Below are 22,090 nucleotides of genomic sequence, written 5' to 3'. Positions count from 1 at the left end.
CATGGACAAAACAATTATTGCTGTGGAAAACTTGAGGACGTACTTCCACTTGACTACAGGCGTGGTAAAAGCGGTGGACGGCGTGAGTTTTACATTGGAAAAGGGTGAAACCATGGGCATAGTTGGTGAGTCGGGGTCGGGGAAGAGCGTTACCGCGGCGTCGATAATGCGCTTACTTCCCAAAAATACAGGCAGAATAGAGAGCGGCTCTATCGAGTTTGAAGGCAGGAATTTGGTGACTTTGCCTGAAAACGCCATGTGCCGCATACGCGGAAAAGAAATTACCATGATTTTTCAAGACCCAATGACCTCTCTTGACCCCGTGTACAAAGTGGGGGTTCAAGTAAAGGAAGTTATCCGTACACATCGGCCGGTGGACGATGCAACTGCACATGCCGAAGCGGTGGACGCTTTAAGGAAAGTGGGAATACCGGAGCCCGAAAAGCGGATGAATGCTTACCCGCACGAGTTTTCAGGGGGGATGCGTCAACGGGTTATAATCGCCATGGCCATTATTTGTCGGCCAAAATTGATTATTGCCGATGAACCGACGACGGCGCTGGATGTTACCGTGCAGGCACAAGTTCTCCAATTGCTCAAGTCTCTTCAGAATGAAATCGGCACGTCGATTTTGCTCATCACCCACAACCTCGGCGTGGTCTGGGACGTCTGTGACCGAGTTATGGTGATGTATGCCGGTAAAACAGTGGAGTACACAACCGTTGAAAAACTGTACACATCGGCGAGGCATCCGTACACTTGGGGGTTGCTCGACGCCATGCCGAAGCGACAGCAAAGTGGACGTGAGGCACTTGTGACCATAGAGGGGTCGCCGCCGGACTTGAGGTTGACGGGGACTTCGTGTAATTTTCACAACCGTTGTCCGTATGCCGAGGCGGTGTGCTACGACCAAGTACCGGGGCTTATAGAAGTCGACCCCGGGCACTTTGTCGCCTGTCACTTTCAAACCGCTGAACAGATTTTATCGAGAAAGTAGGTGCGCTGTGACAGATAAGAAATTACTTAGAATCGAAGGCCTTTCAAAAACCTTTCACATTAAAAGTCGCAGGTTGTTTGAAAAAGCGGCGCCCCTAAAGGCCGTCGACGATGTGTCTTTTGACGTCTACGAGGGCGAGACTCTGGGCATCATCGGTGAGTCGGGCTGTGGCAAGTCCACACTGGGACGGGCGCTTATTCAACTCAACCGTCCAACAGAGGGACGTATTTATTACGACGATAAAGACCTGACGACACTGAAGAAAAAAGAACTGAGAGCCGTTCGAAAAGATATTCAGATGGTATTTCAGGACCCGTATGCCTCCCTTGACCCACGCAAGACGATTTTATCGCTCATTAGAGAACCGATGGATATCCACGGTATCGGCACGACGGCATCTCGAAACAAACGCGTCGAGGAACTGTTGGTCGAAGTCGGTCTGGATGCCCTGCACACGACGCGCTACCCACATGAGTTTTCCGGCGGACAGAGACAGCGTATCAACGTGGCACGTGCGCTGGCCCTAGACCCTAAAATCGTCGTGTGCGACGAACCCGTTTCAGCCCTCGACGTCTCTGTTCAAGCACGGGTGCTCAACATGATGCAGCGCGTTCAAAAAAAGTACGGTCTAACGTACATCTTTATTTCACACGACCTCAGTGTCGTCAAGTACATCAGCGATAGGGTCTTGATTATGTATTTGGGAGAGATTGTCGAAACAGGCACTGCGGCGGCTGTCTATCAATCGCCGAAGCACCCGTATACAAAGGCGCTGTTCGCAGCCATTCCGCCGGAGTCCCCTTTTGAAGAAAAGGCGGCGGGGGCACTGGTCGGCGACATACCGAGTCCGTTGAACAGACCGGCGGGATGTGCTCTGGTTTCACGTTGTCCGAAGGCGATGTCCATGTGCAGTGCTGTAAAACCGACACTTAAATCTGTAGACGGAACGCATATGGCGGCTTGTCATCTATACGAAACGGAGGTTTAAAATGACGGTAAAAGAAAAATACATCGGGCTGGTGGATGCAGAGCGGGAAGCGCTTGTTGAACTGGTATGCGATATGATCCAAATTCCCAGTGAAAATCCGACGGGCACAATGGACGCCATAGTCGCTTATCTTCAAAAGTTCTTTGAAGCGTGCGATCTCGCGTGTGAAACAGTTGCGTTTAATCCGGCGTTTCCCAACCTCGTTGTAACACTGGGGGACGGCGCGCACAACAAAGTGTTGATGAATGGTCACGCTGACGTGGTGCCTGTGGGGGATCTCGAACAGTGGCATTTCGATCCCTTTGGCGGAAAAGTTGAAAACGGCAAAATTCAAGGGCGCGGTACTTCCGATATGAAAGCGGGGCTCGCAGGGCTTATGTTTGCCATGAAGCTCTTAAAAGAGCAGGGAGCTTCATTAGACGGGATGCTTCAACTTCACGTGGTGACAGATGAAGAGAGCGGCGGCACATATGGTACGAAAGCTTTGATGGCCGCCGGTTACGGCACTGGCGCCAAAGCATGCCTCATCGCCGAACCGACCTCTAACGACAATGTCGAGGTGGGGCAGAAGGGATCGCTCAACATCAAAGTCATGGCAAAGGGCGTCAGTGCGCACGGCAGCATCGGCAATTATGTCGGTGAAAACGCCATCGAGAAGTTGCTGGCAGTTCTCTCAGAGATTCACGCCCTCAGGGCGATTAAGGGGGTTTATAAAGAAAGTCAGCTGAAGGTTTTGGCGGATTCCAAGGCCATCGCTGAAAAAGCGCTCAAAGCGCCGGGGAGCGCGTCGGTTATCGACCACGTCACGGTGAACATCGGTCTCATCAAAGGTGGTGTTAAAGACAACATGGTGCCGGACTATTGCGAGTGTGCTATAAACTGCCGGCTCCCCATCGGCGTCACCTGCGCTCAGGTGGAAGCTGAAACCCGTGCACTGGTGGAGCGTTTGGGCATTGGAGGCATCTCATTGGCCTTTCAGTGGAACTGTGAAGCCAATTTCACAGAAGTCGATGCCCCCCTTGTGCAGTCAGTGGTTCAAAATGCCGAGGCCGTGTGGCAAAGTGCCATCACGCCCGCCTATCAGTGGGCCACCAGTGACGCGCGCTATTACCGCGCAGAGGCGATACCGACCATTCAGTTCGGTCCGGCCAACTTAAAGGGCATCCACTCTTATGACGAGGACGTAGATATCGAAGATGTGGTGAACTCGGCCAAAGTTTACGTCGCCGTTTTAGTAGACCTTTTGCGCATTTCAGAATAGGCGGCCTCTATGAGACTTGCGATTTTAACCATTGGTCAAGCGCCGCGCGATGATTTGGTGACGGACTTAAAGCCGCTTTTAGACCCGCGGTATGAAGTGGTGGAAAAGGGGATACTCGATGGCCTATCCAGAGAGGCTATTGACGCGCAGTTTGCGCCGTCCCCCAGAGACACACTGTTGGTTTCGAGAATGAGAGACGGTACGCAGGTGTCTCTCGGCACGTCTGCTGTTAAAGCGGCATTACAGGTGCTGATACAAGATGTAGAGGCATCGGCTGACATCATTCTCTTATTGTGCACAGGTAAATTTGAGGGACTCAGAAGCAGACGTCTGCTCATCGAACCGAAAGAACTGGTATTGGCTCTCACAAAGGCACTGGCAGTCGATAAAATCGGTATTTTAGTGCCGGATGGGGCACAAAAAGAGGCCATTTCAAACTGGTGGCGTAAGAGAGGGGTCGACGTCGAAGTGCAGGCGTGTTCGCCTTATTCGGAGGTAAGCGCCTTTGAAACCGTTTCTTTTAACACCCCTTCTTTGGCGTATGTTGTCATGGACTGTATGGGCTATACCGGCGCGATGAAACAACAACTCAGTCATAAACTCGGGAAAACGATACTGTTGCCGCGCACCATAGCCGTGCGCATGCTCAACGAACTCGTCTATTGACCTTTAAGCCGTCGGCTAATCAGCCGGCGGTTTGCATTTTGGCAGGTGTATCTCAAAGCGACAGCCGTTTGCGTAAGTGCTGTCGAGTTCAATAGTTCCCCGGTGTTTTTCCACAATTTGTTTTGCAATAGAGAGGCCTAAGCCGGTGCCGCCCAGAGCGCGATTCCTAGAAGATTCGACGCGTATTAAAGGATCGAAGATGATGGCGTGGTAACTTTCCGGAATGCCGATGCCATCGTCCTGTACGACAATGGCAATTTCGTGATCGAGTTCTGTTAAGACCACTTTAAACGCAAAATCGGTGCCGTTGTACTTCAGTGTATTTTGAATGAGATTGTCCAGCACACGCAGATACATACTCGAGTTCAGTTGGCAGTAGAGACGTTTGTCCGGAAGATCAAACGTGTAGTCGATACGTGCTTCATCGAACTCACTTATGTAGTCGATGAGTTTTAACCTTGTGATTTCGACCACGTCTTTTGGCACACTCTCAAAGCCGCCGTCGTTGTTGAGTTTTGCAAATTCGAAGAGTTCATCGGTGAGTTCCGTTGCAATTAAACCGTATTTGTAAATGGTTTCGACGGATTGCTCAATTTCTTTTGGAAGTGGTTTCAAAGAGAGCGCCTGCGCATAACCGATGATGTTCGTAAGGGGAGTTTTAATATCGTGGGATAGGTTCATAAGCAGTGTGCTACGTTCTTCTTCCAGCGCAACGCGTTTGCGGGTTTCCTCCTTTAGACGTCGGCTCATTTCGTTGAGCGTGTCTTTGACAGAATCCAGTTCGTTGTGCGTCGTATATGAAATGGTGTGATTGTAATTGCCCTTTGTGATTTCGTGGACGCCCACCTCGAGCTTTTTAATAGGCACCACAATATTTTGACTGGTCGCTTTGGCATGGCGTACAGCAAAGACTACGAAAGTAAGAAGGGCCACTGTAATACCCGTGTAAATAACCTGCACACTGTTGATGTAGGGTGACAGGTAGAAGTGAAAAAGTGTTTTCCCGTCTTCCGACTCGAAGATAAAGTAATCGGTGAACCCTTCTGTGGTGCTCCTGATTTGGATGTCGTGGAAGGTTTGAGCTTTGGGAAGGGGGGCGTTGTACGTACTCAAGATGTCGTACGCTCTATCGGTAACGACGACGTAGTCGTCGCCGTTTAACATGGCATTGAGCACTTTTGTATCTGCGCCGGATTCGTAAGTTTCTATAAACTTGACCCAGTTTAGCTGTGATAAACTGGGACTTCGATTGATGTAAACTTCGTAGGTGATATAGAGCATGCCTGCAATGGTAAGCAGCATAAAGAGCATCAGTAAGTAACCTTTTAACAGCTGATGCGCTATTTTTTTTGACATGATACCCTCTCCATTCTGTAGCCGAGGCCCTTTATGGTTTTGATGTAGACTGGGGACTTGGGGTTGTCGCCGAGTTTTTCTCTTATACGTGAAATATGTACCATAATAGTGTTGTCGTCGCCGTAATAGTTCTCGCCCCATACGCGTTCGTAAATTTGTTGTTTGGTGAAGACTTGGCCGACATGGGTCATAAAATAGGCGAGGAGCTCGAATTCTTTAACGTGAAGGGGCAAAGGCGCGCCGCGGAAAGTGGCTTCAAAAGTGCGCTTGTTCAAACGAATATCACCGTGGACAAGCACTTCTGCGTCTGGTTTTCCCGCGTATTGAAAAAAACGCCTCAAGTGTGCTTTACATCTATAGACGACTTCGACAACACTGAAGGGCTTGCAGACGTAGTCGTCAGCGCCCATCCCCAAAGCACGCATTTTATCGAGGTCTTCGTTTTTCGCTGTCAAAAAAATAATAGGAATGGTGCTCTTTTGTCGTAAACAACTGAGCACCTCGAAACCGTCGCACTTGGGGACCATAACGTCTAAAATCGCCAAATCAATGGTCTCGTCGAAAGCTTCAATTGCAGATTTGCCATCAAATACCTGAAGAACGTCATACCCCTCGGCACGCAGTTGCATGGTGAGGAGATCGTTAATGCCTCTATCGTCTTCTAAGAGCAAAATTTTTCCGTTCATTGTAGGGTTCCTTTCTTAAGTTCATACTCTGTACTTTAGCATATTTTTTGAGTTTGAGACACTTTCTATTGTTATTTTAAGGTTGATTTAAGAATAGTTTTATCGAGGAGAAAGATTGGCTTGTTATAGTGAAGGCATTCTTCCTTATAAAACAATTCAATGAGACCGCCTGAGCTTATTTTACACGTTGGCGAGCTGTAGTGGTGCAGAATGTAAGCTGTATAGGCGACTGTTGCGTCAAAAAAGCTGAAAAAACTAAAGCATCCGTTCAATTGTTTTGGAGCAGGTAGGGGCAAACGATACCCCTGATAATTAAAGCGGACACAGTAAAACACGATTTTATGGAGATTGCTAAAGTGTGTGAAAACAACTTATAAAACGCCCATAGAACACCAACAAGTTACAACAAATAGATAACATCACAACGACTCTATGTTATAAACGATCTTAAGCTCGGCTCCCGTCTAGGTTAGGGGGTGGTTTATTGATCGGTTATGCGATTAATTGTGCCTTGGCAATCCCTTTTAAAAGTGGGGGGCCAATGTACAGACACTATTTAGAAGACTTAAGGAGGCGAAAATGAAAAAGATTGTTGTGGTTGCATTAGTGGCTTTATTGTCCATTTCAGGCTGTAGCCGAGCGGATGATCCCCCGGAGACCGCGGATGTTGAGCAGCCTGGTGAGACTCAGGGCAATGACTCTGAAGACCTTGCGTCAGAGGAGCCTGATGACGAAAAGAACCCTGTTGTGGGAACGGATTTAAGCACCTTATCCCTTGAGACCTACGATGGCGGGACCTTTGAAGGGGCTGTCTTTAAAGAGAAGAAACTCACCGTACTCAACTTGTGGGGCTCTTGGTGTGGGCCATGTGTAGAAGAAATGCCGGCGTTTGAAAACGCCTGGAAAATCTACAAAGACAAAGAGGTGCAATTTGTAGGACTGGCGTTAAACTCAGAAGCGTCGGAAGTCAAGCAGTTAAAAGATGTTTTAGGCATCACTTACCCGTTGGTAAAAGAGAACGAGGAAACTGAAGAATTGTTGTCCTCGAAATTTGACTATGTTCCCGTCACGCTTTTTGTCGATTCTGAAGGCGTCGTCGTCGAATCGTACATTCCGGGCGGTACAACTGAAGAAGCCCTTAAATCCAGAATAGAGGCCTTACTCAATGAAAAAGGTTAAATGGTTTCTACTGGCAACGGGCATGGCATTTATGGGTCTCGGACTCTACCGAAATGAAGCAGATATCGTTTTTCACAAGGCGATACGCATCTGTTTGGAATGCATAGGAGTCGGGTGATGAAGCGCATACACATACAACTGCTTTCTTTTATCACGACAAATGCTTATGTTAAAGGTTTCTTTAGCGGAAGAATATTTAAAGGGCCGACAAAGTACGTTTGTGTTCCGGGACTCAACTGTTATTCTTGTCCAGGCGCTTTGGGCGCTTGTCCTATCGGCGCACTACAAGCGGTACTTGGGAGCATTAAATACCAGATGTCTTACTATGTTTTAGGATTGCTGATGGTTTTCGGCACTGTATTTGGGCGCTTTGTCTGCGGCTATTTATGCCCGTTCGGCATGGTTCAAGATGTGTTCTACAAGCTTAGGACGCGGAAGTTTAAAATACCCAAACTATTTCTTTACATCAAATACATTGTTCTAGTTTATTTTGTCATTTTAATTCCCACGGTGTTTACAAGTAAAGTGGGCATCGGCGCCCCGGGCTTCTGCAAGTATATTTGTCCCAGTGGCACCTTGTTGGGGGCCTTGCCGCTCCTCCTTAAAAACGAAGGCCTTAGGGCGGCTCTCGGTGTGCTCTTTGGGTGGAAGATGCTGTTGCTCACCACTGTGCTGACGGCGTCTGTGTTTGTCTATCGCATCTTTTGCAAAGTTTTATGTCCGCTAGGACTTATTTACGGTTGGTTTAACCGATTCAGCTTCTTAGGGTACCGTGTAGAAGAAGCCAAGTGTACACATTGCAATGTGTGTACACGCACTTGTAAGATGGATCTCGATCCGGTCCGGCAAATTAACAGTGTGGAGTGCATACGCTGCGGAGAGTGTAAGCGTGTTTGCCCTTCACAAGCAATTAAGAGGAGAACTTTATGAAAAAAATAGCGACGTTATTGCTTATTACGGCACTTTTATTACCTACTGTAGCCTTTGGAGGAGCGAATATTCCAGAAGAGGTTGACCTCAAGGAATACTTAGGCTTTGAGTACGACTTATTTCCCCAAAGTAAAGTCGACGAAGGTGAGACCCTTTTGGACGACTATCTAGAGGTTGAAGGGGTGGATGCGGAAGCGGAAGAAGCGGCACTTGAAGCGCTCAACACTTTTTTGAAAGCCAACGGCATCACTGTGCCCATGACGTCATTTACAGACGTTATTGAGCGGTATCCGGATCGATTTAGCGATCGTCAAAAGAAAGAAATTGTAGGCCTTGAAAAAGCTTTGGTAAGAGAAAGTGATGAAGGCGGCTCTGAGTTGCGTGTGATGAATCTCTATCAAAAACTTGCCGTTTATCTTGAAACGGCGGGGTTTAATGTCGATGACTTACTCGGGCATATGTCTATGAACAGCGTTCTTTACGCCAAATACGAGCACAAAGCGGGCAAAGCTACTTTGATAGAGGCGCTAGGAACTTATCGGCCTCAAGATTTTGAAAAATTTCAATATGTAGTTGATCGGACTCTTGAGCTGACGCCAAAGGTATTGGCACCCTACATCGACTATTTTCTTGTGAACTCAGATGGCGTCTACAATACGGCCGCTTTTGTGAGACAAGAGACGGACAAGCCTGAAAAGTGGCGTGTCGTGCTCGATATCAAAGATGCCTACGATAAAGAAGGGGCCTACAGAAGCGCGTTTGACGAAACCATAGTCCATGAACTGGCGCATATAATGACCTTAAATCTCGACCAAATGCAAGAAACGGCATCAGGAACGTATGAAACTAATGAAGGTATAACTGCGCCAACGTCTTATCTCAATTCTTTTTATCAAAAATTTTGGACGCCTATTTCTGCGCAACATGCCAAAATGGTGAGCTGGGAACAGCCGGATTCCGTTTACGACTTTTATGATAAGTTCTCCAATCAATTTGTTTCAGAGTATGCGGCAACCAATCCGGAAGAAGATATCGCAGAGACCATTCGCGTCTTTGTTTTTAACGACAAGCCCGAAGGCAATACCATCGCCGACCAGAAAGTAAAATGGCTCTACAGCCAAAAAGACATGACTAAAATACGCGATGTCCTAAGAGAAAAACTCGGCTTGTCAAAATAATCTAAAAGCAGTGCCCCCAAAAAAAGCGGCACTGCTTTATTTAACAACAAGATTTGAGCCGAAAGGCTTACCGCGAATGTTCAACGCGGAAAGCTGTCAGCGAAAATCGGTTAGTGATGCCGGAGGCATTACTCATGTTGTTGCCGAACAAGATTTGAGCCGAAAGACTTACCGCGACTATTCAACGCGGAAAGGCGTCAGCGAAAATCGGTTAGTGATGCCGAAGGCGTCTCTACCGTCCGAAATGTCGTCGATTATTCACGTTGTATGGATACGAAATATTTGGTCGTTTAATTAAGCTTTGAAGGGACATTGCACTAGGTGTCCATAGGTGTGTTATAATGGTGGTGAATACAGCGTGGGAGATGAGGAATACAAATGGATAGACAGGCTATACTAAAAATGTTGAGGGCACAGATTAACGTCAATGGACATATTGTCGGCGTTTCTACCGGCAGTGGGATGACAGCGAAGTATGCGGCTCAGGGCGGTGCCGATTTCATATTGGCATTGAGTGCAGGAAAGTTTAGAACGATGGGACGGAGTTCGCTGGCCAGTTTCTTGTGTTATGGCAATAGCAACGATATGGTGATGCATCTCGGGACGACAGAGCTTCTCCCTTTGATTAAAAAGCCTCCGATTTTTTTTGGTCTACACGCCAACGATCCCGACATTCATCTCTACGAGTACATGAAGCGCATAAAAGCCGCCGGCTTTTCGGGAATTAACAACTTTCCAAGTATCGGCCTCTTTGACGGCCAATTTAGAGAGGCTTTAGAGGAAGAGGGCATCACTTTTCAGCGAGAAGTTGAGGCCATCCGAATCGCCAGATTTCTAGACTTGTTTACTGTTGCATTTGTGTTCAATGCCTCGCAAGCTGTGGAGATGGTGCGGGCGGGCGCAGATGTCTTGTGCGTTCATTTGGGACTGACAAAGGGCGGTGCTCTAGGTGCCAAAAGAAGCTTTTCAATTGAACACGCCAAAATACGCACCGATAAAATTTTTAAAGCGGTTGATGGTGAAGCGCATCAACCGATAAAAATGGTATACGGTGGCCCGGCGACCAATCCGGCTGCCTTAAAGTATCTGTATGCCCACACGGCAATTTCAGGGTATATAGGCGGTTCTTCTATTGAACGCATACCGGCGGAAAAGGCGATACTCGATGCTGTGAGAGGGTTCAAAGTGGGGCAGTCTGACGATGGTGTCAATCGTCTATCAAATGGGCGTAATGACTACGTTGCCTTTGTGAAGCAGTATATTGCCGCCCATTACGCAAAGACGATTAAGCTAAGTGAACTCGCATTGGTCGCCCACATATCAGAATCTTATTTGAGCAGCAAATTTAAAAAGGAAGTCGGTATGAGCTTTACCGATTACTTGGTGCGTTTTAGAATTGGCAAGGCGTCAGAACTCATGGAGAGAGAAGAGCTCCCGTTGAAGAAAATTGCGGAAATGGTGGGGTACTTCGATTACGCACAGTTTAGTAAAATGTTTAAAAAAATAAAAGGGCTTTCGCCTAAGATGTACTTAAAAGCATATAAACACATGTCTACAAAAGAACATCACTAAAAACGTAATATATAAACACAATTGTAGAACGTATAAACACATTTACTTATATGTCCTCAAACGGTAGAATAGACTTATATTCTACCGTTTTTAAATTTGAGGGGCTCGGCTAAATTTTAAGAGTGTTGAGGGTCTCGACGGTACAACTTGTGAACAGTTTAGAGAGCGAAGGAGGTTCCATTTGAAAACCATTGCAGTTGCAGGGACATTTGACTCAAAGAGTCGTGAATTTCTGTTTGTCAAAGAACAAATAGAGAAGTTGGGCCTTAATACGTTGACCATACACACCGGTGTTTTTGAGCCGGGCTTTACACCGGATATCGACAACGTGCGCGTCGCCGAAGCGGCGGGTAAGTCGATTGACCGGTTAAAAGATTCAAAAGATAGAGGCGAGGCCATGGCGGTATTGTCAGAGGGCACGAGGCAGCTTGTGTCGACTCTTTACCAAGAGGGGGCTTTCGACGGCATTATTTCGCTAGGGGGTTCAGGTGGAACTTCTTTGGTGACGCCTGCGATGCAAGCACTTCCTATAGGGGTTCCCAAGGTCATGGTTTCAACGATGGCGTCGGGTGAGACATCTCAGTACGTCGGCACAAGCGATATTGTCATGATGCCGTCAGTGGTGGATGTCGCAGGTCTCAATGCCATTTCCATGCGCATCTTTAGCAATGCAGTCCACGCTGTTGTCGGCATGGTAACAAATGCGACAGAACTTCCTGAAAGTGAAAAGCCGCTAGTTGCGGCGTCTATGTTCGGCGTGACAACGCCTTGTGTCGATAAGGCAAAAGCTTATTTAGAAGCTGAAGGGTATGAAGTGCTCGTCTTTCATGCCACGGGAACCGGCGGCAAGTCTATGGAAGCCCTTATTGAAGCGGGCTACTTTAAAGGGGTTCTCGATGTAACGACCACTGAGTGGTGCGACGAACTCGTCGGTGGTGTATTAACAGCAGGCGACAAGCGACTTGAGGCCGCCGGAAGAACAGGTGTGCCACAAGTGGTTTCAGTGGGGGCAGTCGATATGGTAAACTTCGGTCCTTACGATACAATTCCAAAAGCTTTTGAAGGGCGTTTGTTCTACAAACATAACCCGACGGTGACGTTGATGCGCACCACTGTAGAGGAGAATCGAAGCGTAGGTAGCGTCATTGCCGAAAAGCTCAATAGCGCCAACGGCAAGACGGCACTGCTATTGCCGTTAAAGGGCGTATCGCTTATCGATGGCATCGGTCAGCCGTTTTACGGCCCCGAGGAAGATGCGGCACTCTTTGAAACATTGAGACGAGAAATTGACGCGGATAAAGTGTCGTTAATAGAAATAGACGCGGCTATCAATGACGATGCATTTGCATTGGCGGCGGCGAAGAAGTTGGTCGAGCTCATGAGAGCATAAAGGTGGAGGTTGACGATGAATACACTTTCTAGAAAAGAAATTATGAATCAGTTTAAGTCGGAAATTGAAAACGGACGAATTTTACTAGGTGTTGGCGCGGGAACGGGCATTACTGCTAAATCCAGTGAAGCCGGCGGGGCAGATATGCTTATAATATACAACTCCGGACGCTATAGAATGGCGGGTCGAGGCTCGCTTGCCGGTTTGCTTTCTTATGGCGATGCCAATCAAATCGTTATGGACATGGGGAGCGAAGTGCTTCCTGTTGTTAAAAATACGCCGGTACTTGCAGGGGTCTGTGGTACCGATCCGTTCCGAGTAATGGAAATTTACTTGAAGCAACTTAAAGACATGGGCTTTAACGGCGTGCAGAATTTCCCGACTGTCGGGTTAATCGACGGGGTCTTTAGACAAAATCTTGAAGAGACGGGCATGGGCTATGGGCTTGAAGTCGATATGATTCGCAAAGCACATGAACTCGATATGCTCACTTGTCCGTATGTGTTTGATGAAGAACAGGCAAAGGCGATGGCTGAGGCCGGTGCCGACATCCTCGTTGCTCATATGGGCCTTACGACAAAGGGCACCATTGGCGCAAAGACGGCTTTGACATTGGACGATTGTGTCGAGCGCATTGAAAAAATCATAGCGGCAGGTAAAGCCGTTAATCCGGATATCCTCGTCATTTGTCACGGCGGACCGATTGCAGAGCCAGAAGATGCTGAATACGTTATCGGAAAAGCTGATGGCATAGACGGATTTTTCGGTGCGTCGAGCATTGAACGCTTTGCGGCTGAAAAGGGCATCAAAGCGCAAGCAGAAGCGTTTAAAAATTTATCTAAATAGTGGGATTTGGTGCCTGCTCGTCCCCCCAGTCGGGCAGGCCTTATCCGGCAGCGTATTGAACTGGCTTTGATGTGTTCAAAGAGTATGTGTTACATAGCTGCCATAGAGTGGCCGGCGTCTCGTGGCTTATAAGAGGCGCCGGTTTTTTTTATGCCTTGAGCATCTTTTGTAAAAGGTATGTACAGATGCGAGCAAATGGTATGGATAAATAAAAGAGTGGGAATGAGGGCGACTATTTCAAATTCAAAATAGCCGTTTTTCAGTTGTCAGTTAATGGGGGGAATTGTTTTGACAATTTGCATCTGTTCTACTTTGAGGTGTTCATCGGTTAATTCAATATCGTAATGTACCTTATATTGTTGGATATATCTATTTTTGTAACTAATAGCGTTTGCTGGGCAGTTGTGAATGCAACGTGTACACATAATGCACCTATTGTAATATTTTTTCTCTTTTAAATTAACCTGAATTATTCATGAACCCATGATATCACCAAAAATCGAGCGGATTTAAGTTTTTGCGCTTCATAATGCTTATCATAGAAGACGTCTTCCTGTTTATCACCTAAAAATGGGCAGACTTATCCTGTGGACAATACTTTTCTCGATTTTCAGATTTCAAAGTTCATCAGTTACGTTTATTCCAACTGTGGAAGTCGACGGATGTTCTCAAGAATTTCATAGAACTCATTCTTGTATGGACAACTGCTACACAGTTTGAAATGAATATATCTTGCTGCTTTAACAACCTTTGATGCGATTTTGAGCAGCTTCAATCGAATAGTATCTATCAACATTTTCTTCATGTTTTCAGGTAATACCAATCGTTTAAAGTAATTAAATAGGTTGTATGCTAGGACATGGAGCAGTAGATGATTTGCATTAACGACTTTGTCCTTACTTGGTGTTGATGCAAAGTTGAAGCCACTTTTACCTTCTTTGATAAAGTTTTCCATGGTGCCTCGATTTCGATAGAACTTAATGAGTTCTTCAGGACTGAGATCCATGTTGGTCACAATAAAGGCATACTGATTGGTTAGCTGATTGTACGGTTTCTCGACCTTGACGATAACCCGTCTAGGATAGTCCCATTTACCGGCTTGGTACAAGAACTCATCATAACGGACCACATAATCAATCATGTTATCCTTTGTAGCTTCGGTTATTTCATCATCCAAATGTTTTGCGTGAGCATACAGTATTTTGTTTGCTTTCAAGCGTATGGCATAGGATACACCATTGCTTTCACACTGTTTGTACAAGTCTGGTGTTGCAAAACCACTGTCTCCACGGAGGAACAGATGGACATCAGGATACTTTGTAAAGTATTCATCAAGTAAGGGCTGCATGAACTCGCAGACGCCTGTAGAACTATAGGCGGTACCATCTCTAAGCTCTGCTTTGAGAAGATCTCCAGTGAGTCCGTCATAGCAGAGTAAGGGGTGATATCCATGAGCTTGATAGTGGTAATTAAAGCCTTCGCCTTCCTGCTTGCCGTACGTGTTAAGTAGGGTTGAATCAAGATCAAGCAGAACTTGTTCTGGCATTTTAGTCCTGTAGGCCGATGACCTCATATGACGGATGATATCTTCAAACTGTTTGACTGTATCCCCATCCATACGGTTCCAGAACCTCGACAGTGTGGGTTGTGAGGCAAGAGCCTGTTTACCCAGAATACTTTTAAAGACAGGTTCATTGGTCAGTTCGTCTGCATCATTGTCATTAAAGTATCCAGCAAGGATTTGATAAATTAGCTGGGATAGATTTTGATGGTCTTTGTGTTTACGGAAGCTATCATTTTTGTCCGTTACAAACTGGCTGATGTGTTTATTGAAGCCAAACTTATGGGCGAATTCTTTTATGAGAAGCAGCCCCGAATCGGAGGATAAATCGCCTCCATTGAAATTTATTTTGATTTTACTATTGCTTTCGAGCTGAAGTGAACTTACACTAGACATGAAGAGTTTCTCCTTTGTTTTGGTGTTTGTGTGGTAACTACATTTTAACAAAGTTGGAGCTCTTCTTCTATTTATTTAGGTTTCACTTGATAAGTGAAAAGCAAAAGTAATCTAAAATACAGTAACTATGCGGTTTTGGGGAGTATTTCGTGAACCGTCATGAATAATTCAGCCTGAATTATTCATGAACCCATGATATCACCAAAAATCGAGCGGATTTAAGTTTTTGCGCTTCATAATGCTTATCATAGAAGACGTCTTCCTGTTTATCACCTAAAAATGGGCAGACTTATCCTGTGGACAATACTTTTCTCGATTTTCAGATTTCAAAGTTCATCAGTTACGTTTATTCCAACTGTGGAAGTCGACGGATGTTCTCAAGAATTTCATAGAACTCATTCTTGTATGGACAACTGCTACACAGTTTGAAATGAATATATCTTGCTGCTTTAACAACCTTTGATGCGATTTTGAGCAGCTTCAATCGAATGGTATCTATCAACATTTTCTTCATGCTTTTAGGTAATACCAATCGTTTAAAGTAATTAAATAGGTTGTATGCTAGGACATGGAGCAGTAGATGATTCGCATTAACGACTTTGTCCTTACTTGGCGTTGATGCAAAGTTGAAGCCACTTTTACCTTCTTTGATGAAGTTTTCCATGGTGCCTCGATGTCGATAGAACTTAATTAGTTCTTCAGGACTGAGATCCATGTTGGTCACAATAAAGGCATACTGATTGGTTAGCTGATTGTACGGTTTCTCGACCTTGACGATAACCCGTCTAGGATAGTCCCATTTACCGGCTTGGTACAAGAACTCATCATAACGGACCACATAATCAATCATGTTATCCTTTGTAGCTTCGGTTATTTCATCATCCAAATGTTTTGCGTGAGCATACAGTATTTTGTTTGCTTTCAAACGTATGGCATAGGATACACCATTGCTTTCACACTGTTTGTACAAGTCTGGTGTTGCAAAACCACTGTCTCCACGGAGGAACAGATGGACATCAGGGTACTTCGTAAAGTATTCATCTAATAAAGGTTGCATGAATTCGCAGACGCCTGTAGAACTATAGGCGGTACCATCTCGAAGCTCTGCTTTGAGAAGATCTCCAGTGAGTCCGTCATAGCAGAGTAAGGGGTGATATCCATGAGCTTGATAGTGGTAATTAAAGCCTTCGCCTTCCTGCTTGCCGTACGTGTTAAGTAGGGTTGAATCAAGATCAAGCAGAACTTGTTCTGGCATTTTAGTCCTGTAGGCCGATGATCTCATATGACGGATGATATCTTCAAACTGTTTGACTGTATCTCCATCCATACGGTTCCAGAACCTCGACAGTGTGGGTTGTGAGGCAAGAGCCTGTTTACCCAGAATACTTTTAAAGACAGGTTCATTGGTCAGTTCGTCTGCATCATTGTCATTAAAGTATCCAGCAAGGATTTGATAAATTAGCTGGGATAGATTTTGATGGTCTTTGTGTTTACGGAAGCTATCATTTTTGTCCGTTACAAACTGGCTGATGTGTTTATTGAAGCCAAACTTATGGGCGAATTCTTTTATGAGAAGCAGCCCCGAATCGGAGGATAAATCGCCTCCATTGAAATTTATTTTGATTTTACTATTGCTTTCGAGCTGAAGTGAACTTACACTAGACATGAAGAGTTTCTCCTTTGTTAGTTTGTGAGTGTGGTAACTTCATTTTAACAAAGTTGGAGCTCTTCTTCTATTTATTTAGGTTTCACTTGATAAGTGAAAAGCAAAAGTAGTCTAAAACACAGTAACTATGCGGTTTTGGGGAGTGTTTCGTGAACCGTCATGAATAATTCAGGATTAATATTATTCTTAGGACAATTTTTTTCACATAGCCCACATTGGACACATTTGTCAGTTATACGGAAGGATTTACCTAGAAATATAGCTATCAGTCTAAACAAATCGGAAGATAGGTCTGTCAATAAAACCGATTCTTTAATATTTATAAAAGAACAATCATCAAGACGGCTGATCGATTCTATAATTTTGGTTGCCGCATCTTCAAACTCTTGTTTTTGGTCGCTTTCAGGTGTTGGGGCATAGCGGTCCAAATAGAAATTTCGAGGCATTTTAAACGCAGTGGTATCCGTAAGTAAATAACCTTTCTTCTCCAGTTTTTTGCCTATGGATTTGATGCCATGCGCATTTTCTAAGCCGGCAGAAGTTGAAAAAACGATGGATTTTTGACCATAAACTCTTTTAACGTTCTTTCTAACCCAGTTGATTAGGTTATCAGGCATATTGCCTGCGTAAATCGGGCCACCGATAATTAGTAAATCATGGGGCGGGATACTCGTTGTCGTTTCTATAGATTGAATGTCAATGCAGTGGCCCTGCTTGTAAAGTGCAGTCCCATAGCCTTCTGCAATAGTTTTGGTATTTCCTGTACCACTGAAGTACACAATAGAGACGTTCATACGGTTTCCTCCAAGTTATTAGATAGTTTGGTAAGGGTCATAAATGTCACCATTAAATCCCTTGCATCAATATCTTTCGACATAGAGTTGTGTAAGTTGGCAAGTATCGGGATGATTTCTGATTTTAGTTGAACACCTTTTGGTGTCATTTGATAATATCTTTTGTTCTTTTCATGGGGTTGGATGTAGGCCTTGTCAACGAGTTTATAGACACTTCTACTTATGTTTCCCTTGTCAACGCCAGTAATATTAGCGAGTTCACTTTGAGTATAGTGGGCATACTCATTGCTAAAAAAAATCATCAGTATTTGCATTTGACCCATGCCAATATCATAATGTCTCAACTCTCTTTCCAATTTTGTTTTAATGTTTTTATAGAGTGTCATGACTACATCACCTAGTCTATCTGTATGCATGTGGCACCTCATTTCACAGTAGGGTTGTGTGGACAACTTTAGTGTAACACATCTATATTAGATGTGCAATTTGTTGTCGGTTGATTCTGTGTTAAACTTTATGGTTCATTTGGATCGTTAGCACTTTTTCAGAGTTATCATAAAATGCCATATCAGATTTTTGACAAATGATGTACGAACGATGATTCAATATTTAAGTTTGACTCTAAAAAAAAAATGTTAAATATTTGTAAAGTATGTCACTTTTTCACCCTCTCATGACATGTATATTATGAAGGAGGTGATCAATCTTATGATAAACCATTGAGTAATTTTGATTTGTTCGGTTCGTGTAAGGAGCTTTAGAAGATTTACGGTAATCTGAGATGAATACGCCAATAGTGGCTCAGAAGTGAACAAGATGCTACACCAAAAAGTTAATCGTGTTACGGGTGTTATCGAAAGGGACAATGGATTTGATAGGGCTGATATGCTCTGACACAATATACTAGGAGGTCGTTATGAAAAAAAGGCTGATTGTTCAAAGTTTTATACTCTTACTTTCTATAACATGGGGAACGGGATTTGCACTAGATGAAGGGACGCCGGCGGATGCGGAGTCTAATGAATCAGTTGCTTCTTCACGTGAGCCTAGAACAGCGAACAGCGTAGATATGTTAATCCCCAATGGACGAGGGAAATTAATTTCAAACGCTTGGCGCTCGACTTCTGAAACAGAGTCAGGAAATACCCTCCAGTGGGATTACCAAGTTTCAGCTGTGTATGAAGGCGATGTCATAGTTAAAGAGATACGAACGACATGGGTAGCCAGTGCTTCATTAAGAAACTCCGCTTCTATAGACGTGGGGGTAAGTTCTGACGGCGTTTCTATTGGAGGAGGAAGCAGTTGGGAAACCGTAGAAACACCTGTTAAATACTGGTCAAATACCAACGGTGCAAAAACATCAGATTATAGAAGCAACATCGTAGTTAAGCCTGCAATTGATTACAGAGAAGATACAATTGCCATTGAAAATGAGGCAAAAGTAGTCCTAGATGGCGACGAAAAAGCGTATGAGATTAAAGCCTCAGCTTAAGTAAACTCCATTTTGATGAATTTTTAAAGCTCAAAATGCACATGTAAGAGCACCATAAGTTGAATAGAGCGATAAAGTGTTGTCTACAGTAGAGTCAGAGCATAGCGGTCCTATCAAGTCTATTAGTCGGCAATTAGGAGGGAAAACAATGATGAACAATACAATGAGCAGAGTATTAATTAGCTGTGCGTGCATAATAATGTTTCTAGTTGGATGTAATGCAATTGAACGTAAAGATGTCGAGGAAGAAGACTATGAGATTGGATACAATCCGTTTGTATACGAACTGCAAAAGATTTATAAGAGCAAAGTAAACACTGAGGACCTAATAGAAGGTGAACAGCGATTTCAGTACCCGATAATGGGCTTGGAAAATGCGTATATAGATGGGGATAGCATAGAAAATGACTTCGGTGTTATTCAGTTGTCTGAAGAGGGGTACGACATCCTTTATAAAATCGGTAAGTATGAAGGCATGTTTCCTATAGGATTCAAAGACGGTAAGCTGTATTTTACGCATACGTATTACAGCTCAGAAAATGCAGAATTTACCGAAAAAAGGCGCATAGCGGTTTTAGATTTAAAAACAGAGGTAATTGAGGAATATGTTTATACAGAAGGATTGACCGTAGGAGGTGCATTGAGTAACGGTGTGATTTATTTTGCTCAGTACATCCCGGATCAAGACAAATTTGTGGCAAAAAAAATAGAAATTGATGATTTTAAAAATCGACCAGAGATATTGCAGGAGGGCCTTGAAAGTGATCTTATCTTAGCCGAAGGCGATCAGTATTTCGTGGAGGTGAACAATAAAATCGAAATTAACGGAAAGGCGTATGATGTTGGGGCTGAAAACTACTTGGTAAAAAATTATTTGATGCAGATCAGTTTAACAGAAGGGGGCGATCTTAAATGCAGTATTTATAATATTGAAAACGGCGAACTGGAACTCGAGGTAGATCAAATGTTAGGTCTTCAATGGTTGGACAGTGGATTAAAGTTTTTCTCAAGGGAAGGGGAGCGTAAATTTGTATATTAAAATTGATCGTGTGCAGAAGTATTTTGGTGAAAAGTGTCTTTTTGAGGCTTTAACATACACGTTTACGTATCCTGAAGTATATGTTATTCAAGGTGTAAACGGCATTGGCAAGACCACATTAATGAATATGATTTATGGATATGATTGCGCTTATGAAGGGACTATTGACAACTCAGTTGGTGACATCATTTATTTGTTGCAAGATGATATGCTTTTTCGCAATTTAACTGTGAAAGATAATTTGCTTATCGCGCTCTTTTCAAATCATAATGTGAGTGACATTGAAGTTCAATTAAATCGGAGCCTAGACCTATTTGATTTACATGAAGTTTGTCACCAAAAAGTCTCACACCTTTCTGGTGGTGAGCGTAAAAAAGTCGCTTTAGCGCAAATGCTCTTAAAAAACTCAAAAGTTGTTTTGCTTGATGAACCGACTTCATCACTTCAGAAAGACTTGGCAAAAGAGTTGGTTGAGAAAATTTTAAAAATCTTTAAAGACAAACTCGTCATTGTGGTTTCACATGACGATATCTGGCGTACAAAAGGCGTTAATGTATTGAAGTTAGACAAAGGTGGGTTGTATGAATAAAAATAATAAAGCTGTTTCGAAGTTGATTTTTACTAAAAAAAAGTCTTTAATATTGGCACTTGTGATTGCTTACCTCGTTTCATTAATTCTGTTTGCTTTAGCGGGTGGTACTTTACTAAGAGAGTACAGGGCCAATAAGACTCATTTTATTGAGAATGACTATATAAAGTATGTACCTGTTACCTTACGTTCAACGACAGCAGACGGCAATTATTCTACGCTGGAGAAAAAAGATGTGGATATATTGAGGAAAAATGAGTTGATACGTAAAAGGGCGGAGGTGTCCAGTGTGCATAGGATTAAATTTGGAATTCCTTCCGATTTAAAGGGTGGAAGTAGTGTTTTTTTAACAGCATATTCAGGACCTATAGAGAAGCATCTAACAAATGAAAAGCTCAACAATAAGACAATTTATCCCGTAAAATCAATTGAAGATAGAAGTAAAATAACATTGAACATACCTATTGTTGAGAGCGCTGAGGGGGGGTTTACTTCTTCATCGCGCAAAGAAAAAGCTTACAAAGTAGAGATTGATTTGCGCGGAAACAAGTTGATTGAGACTATTGATGATTTAACGGAATTTGTTGTTTCATATGATGAGTTTCTCGAAATCAGTCGTATTATGCAGCTAAACAATGCTAATGAAGTACAAGAAATTTTAATTTATGTTAAAGAAATTGCTTATTTAGATGAAGTTGTAAAAGAGGTAGAGAAAATGGGCTATAGTTGCGAGTACGCTTTAAAGTATTATGACGAGAGTTTTACCTCTTCGATTAATCTTTCGGTAGCCCTACTATTTGTCTCGATTTTTTTGTTGGCGCTAGGAACAGGTAGCATTATAGTGATTGTATTTCGAGCCTCCTTGCACAATGCTGTTGGGGATATTGCTATATTAAAGCATCTAGGTTATTCAGTTAATCAAATTGCCTATATTTATACCGCTAGGCTTCGTATTTGTCTAAGTGTTGGTTTGGCATTACTTCTTCTCATTAATATCCTTGTGTTCTACGAAATTTTTAAAATAGAGTTGCGTTTCTGGCTGTATATTTCAGCTTTTCAAATTGGATTAACTGTTCTTGTATTGTTTGCTGTAGGCGTTCAAGTGCGACGGTATGCAAAGCAATCGCCACTTAAGTTGCTCAAAGAAATGAAGAGAGAAGAGTAACCCTCAATCTGATACGGATGACAAATACTTAACTCAGTAAAGTCTAAATGAGTAGTGAGGTGAGGTTATGAAATTAAAGAAATTCTATTTCTCTCGCGTAGATGAAGAAATCTCCAGTAAACTAGAGTTTATGTACAAAAAGAATAAGAAAAAGCTGATTCAAATAGTCAAGCGTGGAACTGGGACGCGTCGTCAAATAGGCTTTCAAAAAAATTTATTTTGCTTAAAATTGCTCTGTATTAAACGTTTAGAGAACAAGGGTTTGGTGAAGAAAAGGCGAAAGAGCTCTTGAGAGAACACGCCTACCATGGTGTCAAAAAAGCCAACAGAGTTTCAAGG

Annotated in this window: 22 protein-coding genes; 15 read left to right on the top strand and 7 right to left on the bottom strand. The window is 43.7% G+C overall.

Translation table 11 applies throughout. From position 1 onward, the window contains the following. Position 1: 1 nt before the first annotated feature. Genes ACR6HW_RS04310 through ACR6HW_RS04295 form a run of 4 tightly spaced genes read left to right on the top strand, consistent with a single transcriptional unit; the run spans position 2 to position 3,912 of the window. A complete protein-coding gene (locus ACR6HW_RS04310; protein ID WP_455729934.1) occupies positions 2-997 on the top strand; it encodes an ABC transporter ATP-binding protein in 996 nt (331 codons plus the stop codon). A gap of 7 nt (positions 998-1,004) precedes the next feature. Then, a complete protein-coding gene (locus tag ACR6HW_RS04305) occupies positions 1,005-1,985 on the top strand; it encodes an ABC transporter ATP-binding protein (RefSeq protein WP_455729933.1) in 981 nt (326 codons plus the stop codon). Position 1,986: 1 nt separating this feature from the next. Continuing rightward, entirely contained in the window at positions 1,987-3,246 is a 1,260-nt protein-coding gene (locus ACR6HW_RS04300) for a M20 family metallopeptidase (protein WP_455729932.1), read from the top strand. Positions 3,247-3,255: 9 nt separating this feature from the next. Then, complete coding sequence (locus ACR6HW_RS04295) at positions 3,256-3,912, top strand: AroM family protein (RefSeq protein WP_455729931.1); 657 nt, start codon at positions 3,256-3,258, stop codon at positions 3,910-3,912. A 15-nt stretch (positions 3,913-3,927) separates the two neighbouring features. On the opposite strand, the gene ACR6HW_RS04290 is transcribed toward ACR6HW_RS04295, so the two are convergent. Further along, positions 3,928-5,268 (bottom strand): HAMP domain-containing sensor histidine kinase, encoded by a 1,341-nt coding sequence (locus tag ACR6HW_RS04290; RefSeq protein WP_455729930.1) that lies wholly within the window; start codon positions 5,266-5,268, stop codon positions 3,928-3,930. After that, positions 5,253-5,954, bottom strand: coding sequence for a response regulator transcription factor (locus ACR6HW_RS04285; RefSeq protein ID WP_455729929.1), 702 nt, complete (start codon positions 5,952-5,954; stop codon positions 5,253-5,255). The genes ACR6HW_RS04290 and ACR6HW_RS04285 overlap by 16 nt, the downstream gene beginning before the upstream one ends. Before the next feature lie 579 nt (positions 5,955-6,533). On the opposite strand from ACR6HW_RS04285, the gene ACR6HW_RS04280 reads away from it, so the two are divergent. The 7 genes from ACR6HW_RS04280 (at position 6,534) to ACR6HW_RS04250 (ending at position 13,049) form a co-directional block, all read left to right on the top strand. Continuing rightward, complete coding sequence (locus tag ACR6HW_RS04280) at positions 6,534-7,133, top strand: TlpA family protein disulfide reductase (RefSeq protein ID WP_455729928.1); 600 nt, start codon at positions 6,534-6,536, stop codon at positions 7,131-7,133. After that, positions 7,120-7,251 (top strand): CD1871A family CXXC motif-containing protein, encoded by a 132-nt coding sequence (locus ACR6HW_RS04275; protein ID WP_455729927.1) that lies wholly within the window; start codon positions 7,120-7,122, stop codon positions 7,249-7,251. Before ACR6HW_RS04280 ends, ACR6HW_RS04275 begins: the two co-directional genes overlap by 14 nt. Further along, positions 7,251-8,063: a 4Fe-4S binding protein gene (locus ACR6HW_RS04270; RefSeq protein ID WP_455729926.1), complete on the top strand. Its 813-nt coding sequence runs from the start codon at positions 7,251-7,253 to the stop codon at positions 8,061-8,063. Before ACR6HW_RS04275 ends, ACR6HW_RS04270 begins: the two co-directional genes overlap by 1 nt. Continuing rightward, positions 8,060-9,241: a zinc-binding metallopeptidase gene (locus ACR6HW_RS04265; protein ID WP_455729925.1), complete on the top strand. Its 1,182-nt coding sequence runs from the start codon at positions 8,060-8,062 to the stop codon at positions 9,239-9,241. The genes ACR6HW_RS04270 and ACR6HW_RS04265 overlap by 4 nt, the downstream gene beginning before the upstream one ends. Positions 9,242-9,619: 378 nt before the next feature. After that, entirely contained in the window at positions 9,620-10,813 is a 1,194-nt protein-coding gene (locus tag ACR6HW_RS04260) for a phosphoenolpyruvate hydrolase family protein (RefSeq protein ID WP_455729924.1), read from the top strand. Positions 10,814-10,994: 181 nt separating this feature from the next. Continuing rightward, positions 10,995-12,203, top strand: coding sequence for a Tm-1-like ATP-binding domain-containing protein (locus ACR6HW_RS04255; RefSeq protein ID WP_455729923.1), 1,209 nt, complete (start codon positions 10,995-10,997; stop codon positions 12,201-12,203). Between the two features lie 15 nt (positions 12,204-12,218). After that, entirely contained in the window at positions 12,219-13,049 is an 831-nt protein-coding gene (locus tag ACR6HW_RS04250; RefSeq protein ID WP_455729922.1) for a phosphoenolpyruvate hydrolase family protein, read from the top strand. Positions 13,050-13,315: 266 nt separating this feature from the next. Here the strand turns inward: ACR6HW_RS04250 and ACR6HW_RS04245 are convergent, their stop codons facing one another. The 5 genes from ACR6HW_RS04245 to ACR6HW_RS04225 all read right to left on the bottom strand — a co-directional run bounded on the left by ACR6HW_RS04245 (position 13,316) and on the right by ACR6HW_RS04225 (position 17,882). Continuing rightward, positions 13,316-13,519, bottom strand: coding sequence for a 4Fe-4S double cluster binding domain-containing protein (locus ACR6HW_RS04245; protein ID WP_455730862.1), 204 nt, complete (start codon positions 13,517-13,519; stop codon positions 13,316-13,318). Positions 13,520-13,686: 167 nt separating this feature from the next. Next, positions 13,687-15,006, bottom strand: a complete 1,320-nt coding sequence (locus ACR6HW_RS04240; RefSeq protein WP_455728668.1) for an IS1380 family transposase — start codon at positions 15,004-15,006, stop codon at positions 13,687-13,689. Between the two features lie 346 nt (positions 15,007-15,352). Further along, entirely contained in the window at positions 15,353-16,672 is a 1,320-nt protein-coding gene (locus ACR6HW_RS04235) for an IS1380 family transposase (protein ID WP_455727928.1), read from the bottom strand. A gap of 125 nt (positions 16,673-16,797) precedes the next feature. Further along, positions 16,798-17,466 (bottom strand): EFR1 family ferrodoxin, encoded by a 669-nt coding sequence (locus ACR6HW_RS04230; RefSeq protein ID WP_455729921.1) that lies wholly within the window; start codon positions 17,464-17,466, stop codon positions 16,798-16,800. Beyond that, positions 17,463-17,882: a MarR family winged helix-turn-helix transcriptional regulator gene (locus ACR6HW_RS04225; RefSeq protein ID WP_455729920.1), complete on the bottom strand. Its 420-nt coding sequence runs from the start codon at positions 17,880-17,882 to the stop codon at positions 17,463-17,465. The genes ACR6HW_RS04230 and ACR6HW_RS04225 overlap by 4 nt, the downstream gene beginning before the upstream one ends. Positions 17,883-18,382: 500 nt before the next feature. Between ACR6HW_RS04225 and ACR6HW_RS04220 the strand changes: the two genes are divergently transcribed. The 4 genes from ACR6HW_RS04220 to ACR6HW_RS04205 all read left to right on the top strand — a co-directional run bounded on the left by ACR6HW_RS04220 (position 18,383) and on the right by ACR6HW_RS04205 (position 21,751). Beyond that, complete coding sequence (locus ACR6HW_RS04220; protein WP_455729919.1) at positions 18,383-18,958, top strand: hypothetical protein; 576 nt, start codon at positions 18,383-18,385, stop codon at positions 18,956-18,958. 148 nt (positions 18,959-19,106) lie between these two features. Continuing rightward, positions 19,107-19,997, top strand: coding sequence for a hypothetical protein (locus ACR6HW_RS04215; protein ID WP_455729918.1), 891 nt, complete (start codon positions 19,107-19,109; stop codon positions 19,995-19,997). Continuing rightward, a complete protein-coding gene (locus ACR6HW_RS04210; protein ID WP_455729917.1) occupies positions 19,987-20,586 on the top strand; it encodes an ABC transporter ATP-binding protein in 600 nt (199 codons plus the stop codon). The genes ACR6HW_RS04215 and ACR6HW_RS04210 overlap by 11 nt, the downstream gene beginning before the upstream one ends. Further along, positions 20,579-21,751 (top strand): ABC transporter permease family protein, encoded by a 1,173-nt coding sequence (locus ACR6HW_RS04205; RefSeq protein WP_455729916.1) that lies wholly within the window; start codon positions 20,579-20,581, stop codon positions 21,749-21,751. The genes ACR6HW_RS04210 and ACR6HW_RS04205 overlap by 8 nt, the downstream gene beginning before the upstream one ends. The last annotated feature ends 339 nt before the right edge of the window (positions 21,752-22,090 follow it).

The sequence above is a fragment of the Fusibacter sp. JL298sf-3 genome, from assembly GCF_053842995.1.
This window is presented reverse-complemented; position numbering and strand designations above follow the sequence as displayed.

Coding starts and splice junctions, on each gene's coding strand:
- ACR6HW_RS04225 (WP_455729920.1), bottom strand. CDS start 17,882: ATGCATACAGATAGACTAGGTGATGTAGTCATGACACTCTATAAAAAC.
- ACR6HW_RS04215 (WP_455729918.1), top strand. CDS start 19,107: ATGATGAACAATACAATGAGCAGAGTATTAATTAGCTGTGCGTGCATA.
- ACR6HW_RS04250 (WP_455729922.1), top strand. CDS start 12,219: ATGAATACACTTTCTAGAAAAGAAATTATGAATCAGTTTAAGTCGGAA.
- ACR6HW_RS04295 (WP_455729931.1), top strand. CDS start 3,256: ATGAGACTTGCGATTTTAACCATTGGTCAAGCGCCGCGCGATGATTTG.
- ACR6HW_RS04300 (WP_455729932.1), top strand. CDS start 1,987: ATGACGGTAAAAGAAAAATACATCGGGCTGGTGGATGCAGAGCGGGAA.
- ACR6HW_RS04205 (WP_455729916.1), top strand. CDS start 20,579: ATGAATAAAAATAATAAAGCTGTTTCGAAGTTGATTTTTACTAAAAAA.
- ACR6HW_RS04230 (WP_455729921.1), bottom strand. CDS start 17,466: ATGAACGTCTCTATTGTGTACTTCAGTGGTACAGGAAATACCAAAACT.
- ACR6HW_RS04285 (WP_455729929.1), bottom strand. CDS start 5,954: ATGAACGGAAAAATTTTGCTCTTAGAAGACGATAGAGGCATTAACGAT.
- ACR6HW_RS04265 (WP_455729925.1), top strand. CDS start 8,060: ATGAAAAAAATAGCGACGTTATTGCTTATTACGGCACTTTTATTACCT.
- ACR6HW_RS04240 (WP_455728668.1), bottom strand. CDS start 15,006: ATGTCTAGTGTAAGTTCACTTCAGCTCGAAAGCAATAGTAAAATCAAA.
- ACR6HW_RS04220 (WP_455729919.1), top strand. CDS start 18,383: ATGAAAAAAAGGCTGATTGTTCAAAGTTTTATACTCTTACTTTCTATA.
- ACR6HW_RS04290 (WP_455729930.1), bottom strand. CDS start 5,268: ATGTCAAAAAAAATAGCGCATCAGCTGTTAAAAGGTTACTTACTGATG.
- ACR6HW_RS04310 (WP_455729934.1), top strand. CDS start 2: ATGGACAAAACAATTATTGCTGTGGAAAACTTGAGGACGTACTTCCAC.
- ACR6HW_RS04270 (WP_455729926.1), top strand. CDS start 7,251: ATGAAGCGCATACACATACAACTGCTTTCTTTTATCACGACAAATGCT.
- ACR6HW_RS04280 (WP_455729928.1), top strand. CDS start 6,534: ATGAAAAAGATTGTTGTGGTTGCATTAGTGGCTTTATTGTCCATTTCA.
- ACR6HW_RS04260 (WP_455729924.1), top strand. CDS start 9,620: ATGGATAGACAGGCTATACTAAAAATGTTGAGGGCACAGATTAACGTC.
- ACR6HW_RS04275 (WP_455729927.1), top strand. CDS start 7,120: ATGAAAAAGGTTAAATGGTTTCTACTGGCAACGGGCATGGCATTTATG.
- ACR6HW_RS04235 (WP_455727928.1), bottom strand. CDS start 16,672: ATGTCTAGTGTAAGTTCACTTCAGCTCGAAAGCAATAGTAAAATCAAA.